This is a genomic window from uncultured Catenibacterium sp. (assembly GCF_900540665.1).
In the GTDB taxonomy this organism is placed as follows: Bacteria; Bacillota_I; Bacilli_A; order Erysipelotrichales; family Coprobacillaceae; genus Catenibacterium.
Map to the genome: position 1 here is coordinate 1 of NZ_UQGV01000115.1, position 3,663 is coordinate 3,663.

3 protein-coding genes are annotated in these 3,663 nt (G+C 31.0%); all 3 read left to right on the top strand.

What is annotated here, in order from left to right:
* The first annotated feature begins 175 nt into the window (after positions 1 to 175).
* Positions 176 to 934 (top strand): DeoR/GlpR family DNA-binding transcription regulator, encoded by a 759-nt coding sequence (locus QZQ55_RS10695; protein ID WP_117459637.1) that lies wholly within the window; start codon positions 176 to 178, stop codon positions 932 to 934.
* Positions 935 to 970: 36 nt separating this feature from the next.
* Positions 971 to 2,236 (top strand): PTS sugar transporter subunit IIC, encoded by a 1,266-nt coding sequence (locus tag QZQ55_RS10700; protein ID WP_295093186.1) that lies wholly within the window; start codon positions 971 to 973, stop codon positions 2,234 to 2,236.
* 15 nt (positions 2,237 to 2,251) lie between these two features.
* The coding region (locus tag QZQ55_RS10705; RefSeq protein ID WP_295093188.1) for an SIS domain-containing protein at positions 2,252 to 3,663 on the top strand (1,412 nt) is incomplete at its 3' end.

A 3,663-nucleotide genomic window follows, 5' to 3' on the forward strand; every position in this document is an offset into this window, starting at 1 on the left:
ATTATCTAACATGATGAGGTCTATTTCTATCCACTATATTATTTGGCGCTTACCTAAAATTATATAAGAATGCATATATAAGCACTTTAATGTGAATAAATAACATAAAATAACACAAATAATGGTTGAATATGTTATTTTTGTGTGCTATTCTATAACTGAAGGAGGAACATAAATGAACGCTAGCGAAAGAAAGATTGAAATCTTAAAATTATTAAAAGAAGGATCTATGACATTGGACGAACTCGCGAAAAAGTTTAATGTCTCAGTAATGACTATAAGAAGAGATTTAAAAAAATTTGAAGACCAAGACGTTATATTGATATCACAAGGAACAGTATACTTAAATAAGAGTGTTGGTTCAGAAGAAAGCTATATATTGAAAAAAGACAAGATGATAGCAGAAAAGATACGTATAGCTCAAAAAGCCATTGAATACATTAATGATGGAGAAGTAGTCTATATAGACTGTGGAACAACATGTGCTCAAATAGCTGAAGAACTTGCTAAATCTAACAAAAAGGTAACAGTAATGACAAGTTCTATTCTAGTAGTCAATGCTTTATTCATGGCAGAAAATATTGATTTATATATGTTACCAGGAAAGTATAGAGAGAAATCTATAGGTTTTATAGGTGATCTTACTATTGATTTTGTAAGAAAGTTCTATTTTGATAAAGCCTTTATGGGAGCAGAAGGAATTGATACTGAATATGGCATATCACTCCCTCACTTAGAAGAGGGCTTAACAAAACAAGCAATTGCTAGACAGGCTAATACGGTTTTTGTTGTCACTGACCATTCTAAGTTTTCATTAAAAACACTTTATTCATATGCTGACTATAATGATATTGATTATATTATTACTGATTCTAATCCTGATTTTAATATGTCCTCATTCGAAAATGATAAAATCAAGATAGTTAAAGTATAACAATATACTTTACCTAATAAGAGGAGAGTGGAGCAAATGAATAATTTTCTTGATAAAATGACCAACTTTGTTGATAGCAAACTCACACCCCCATTAATCAAGTTTGGTAACAACAAATACATGGTTGCAATTAGAAATGCATTGATTCGTTTAATCCCATTATTGATTGTAGGATCATTCCCTATGATTCTTACTAATCTGCCTATCGCATCTCTAGCAAAAGTAATGGCACCTTACAATGATGCATTAAACACATTATCAAATATGACATTTGGTTTCATTAGTTTATTTTTAGCATTTGGTATTGGCTCTGAATTAGCTGATACTTATGGTTTAGATAAAACAACTGTAGGTATTGTAAGTTCAGTTTGCTTTTTATTAACAGTCGCACCATTAGATTTAAAGACTAATACTATTTCGGTAGGTGAATTTGGTGCTTCTGGAATGTTTACTACATTCGTTATTGGTATTATTGTAGCTGAAGTAATGCATTTTTGTGATAAGCATAACATCGGTATCAAAATGCCAGCAGGTGTTCCTGCAGGTATTGCTTCAAGCTTTTCATCAATTCTACCAATGACAGTATTATTTGTATTCTTCTGGTTTTTAAGAATTATTATTGGCTTTGACTTAAATGGTTTCTTAAAATCAATTTTAAGTCCTATTCTTATCTTATCTGATACATGGTATGCAGTATTATTAGTTGGTTTGATTTTAATGTTATGCTGGTCAGTAGGAATTCATGGTGGTTCTATGACAGTACAAGGTGTGATGTATGCTTTCTTAGTCGCTAATATTGCATTAAACGTAGAACAAGTAGCAGCAGGTATGAAACCAACTCATGTATTAACAGAACCTTTTGTATTCTGCTTCGGTATGCCTACAGGTAATGGTATTACTTTACCTTTAGTATTAATTTATCTCTTCTCTAAATCAAAGAGATTAAGATCAGTCAGCAGAATGTCTCTTATCCCAAGTATTTTTAATATTAATGAACCAGTTGTATTTGGTTTACCAGTAGTTATGAACCCAACATTCTTCTTACCATATGTATTTGGTACAACAGTATTTGGTATGATGTATGGATTTGTTCTTATTCGCCTAGGACTTATGACAGCACCTTATATCTCAGTCCCATGGACAACTCCACCTTTACTATATCCATACCTCACAACAGGTGGTGACTGGAGAGCAGTCGTAGCTCAGTTAGTATTATTTATTATTGTTGGCTTAGTATGGTATCCATTCGCAAAAGCCTATGAAAAACAGCTATTAAAAGAAGAACAATTAGAAAATGATTAGTATTTGAGGTAATATATGAATACAGAAGAAAAGATAAAATTCGATCATGACAAAAAACAATTCATGAACGAATTAAATAATAGAAACAGTGATATTGAAAAATGTATCCAATATTGCGAAGAATATGATTTTGATTCTTTTAACAGTATAAAAGAAAGTATTAAAACCAATAGAATAACTAAGCTATTCTTAATAGGAATGGGCAGTTCCCTCTATGCAAGTCAATATGCATTAGCTCAATTAGAACACTGTAATATCTTAACTCTCTCAATCGAAGCAGCAGAATTTAAGAACAAGTATATGCATTTAGTAGATGAACATACTTTACTAGTGATCATTTCACAATCAGGTAATTCAAAAGAAATTGTGGATTCTATTGAGGAGTTAAAGAGTAGAAATTGTTCTTTTGAACTCATTACTATTACTAATAATCTAAACGGTTATTTATATACTAACTATAAGAATAGTATCTTACTAAATGCCAGCAAGGAATTCTATATTTCACATAATAGCTATTTAAATAGTTTGATTGTTATTAAGTATTTACTAGAGTATTTGTTTGATGAAACTCACTTTTCATTAAAGACAGATAATGAATTACTTATTAAACTTAATGATTTTGATGAAGAACTATTAAAGTATAAGTCTTCTATATTAACTCTATTTGAAAACATTGCCTGTGTTGACTTTATTTATGATATTAACAGTAAGTTTAATACAATCAATTCTACTCTCTTACTAAGAGAAGGAATAGGGCTCATGACAGCTTGTTATTCAAAGAATGAATATTTACACGGTGAACATCTAGTTGAAATCCCTAATAAACTAGTATGTCTAATTGGAGTAGATGATAAAGAAGATAAATATAATGAACTGATTGTACTTGCGGGTGGAGAAATTGTTAAAGATACTTATGAGCAAAGTCAAAATAGAAATTATTTTCTGAAAGAGAGAATATCGGATGTTCAACACAAAAAATTATATTCTTTTATGTCAAAGAACATGCCTATATCCAATGCTGTTACAATTCTTGCAATTGAAGAACCAGAAGCCCATTTGCATCCTGTTAATCAACGTTTGATATACAAAGACGTGATACAAAATAGTAATAATTCAGTACTTTTGACAACTCATTCTACACATATAACTGCAATAGCTCCGATTAATTCCATAGTTCATTTGCATAATGATGGCACGAAAGGAACGGAAATTCATGCTACAGCAGCAATGCCGATGGATGAGGGAGAGTTCTTGGATGTAGAAAGATATTTGGATGTGAAGAGGGGAGAAATATATTTGGGTAAGGCGGTACTATTGGTAGAAGGTATTGCGGAAGAGTACTTGGTTCCTAGATTTGCTGAATTGTTAGGTAAGCCTCTTGATGAGAAAGGTATTATTGTATGTAACATCAATTGTACTAATTTTAC

Bases quoted from the DNA above. Each gene is read 5' to 3' on its own strand.
- QZQ55_RS10695 (WP_117459637.1), top strand. From the start codon at position 176: ATGAACGCTAGCGAAAGAAAGATTGAAATCTTAAAATTATTAAAAGAA.
- QZQ55_RS10700 (WP_295093186.1), top strand. From the start codon at position 971: ATGAATAATTTTCTTGATAAAATGACCAACTTTGTTGATAGCAAACTC.